This is a genomic window from Roseburia sp. TF10-5, assembly GCF_003462365.1.
Lineage (GTDB): Bacteria > Bacillota > Clostridia > Lachnospirales > Lachnospiraceae > Roseburia > Roseburia faecis.
Genome location: NZ_QTYW01000012.1, coordinates 1 through 663 on the forward strand (window position 1 = coordinate 1; position 663 = coordinate 663).

A 663-nucleotide genomic window follows, 5' to 3' on the forward strand; every position below is an offset into this window, starting at 1 on the left:
GCCATCATAATCATGAGCCAGTTGATTCCGTGCCCGCAGCATTTCCAACCACATATCACTTTCAATGATTCCATTGGAGAAAGCCGTCTGTAGCACTTCCCTCGGTGAACCTACAGCAAAATCCAGAATTCCCATATACTTAACTAAAATATCTTTCATAATCTTGCAGGATAAATCAATCTTCCTAAGTGTATCAATTTTCTCCACAGCTTCTTCTAACGCCTCATGATCCACTTCTCCGTAAACAACAAAATCAACATCGCTTCGACTTGTTGCGGTTCCAGTCGCAAAAGATCCAAATAAATCCAGGCGTACTACATGAAGGCTACGACAAATCTGTGTAACACGCTTAATAATTTCACTTATCTTCATCATATTGAAATCAAATTCCTGGACCATATACACTCTCTCCAAACACAAAATCCGCTATACTGTTTATAGTATAGCGGATTCATTTTAAAAATACAATTTAGACTCGCGCATATCTGTGATTTCTGCTATTCGGCTTGTCCCTCATGTTCAAAAAATTCTTGACTTTTCACCCGTCATTCGCTATTCTGATTTATTTTTGCTTTTTGGCACAGAAGAGGATCTGCACTATGGAATTGACCGTTGGGCAAAACTTTTCAAAACAAAGACATGGGAAGATTTGCGTATGATCAC

The 663-nt window shown here is 38.8% G+C and carries 1 protein-coding gene; it reads right to left on the bottom strand.

Features of this window, described 5'->3' with window-relative positions; all coding sequences use genetic code 11:
• A partial coding sequence (locus DXD06_RS11120; RefSeq protein ID WP_243001040.1) for a nucleotidyltransferase domain-containing protein occupies positions 1-399 on the bottom strand: 399 nt, incomplete at its 3' end.
• Positions 400-663 lie beyond the last annotated feature (264 nt).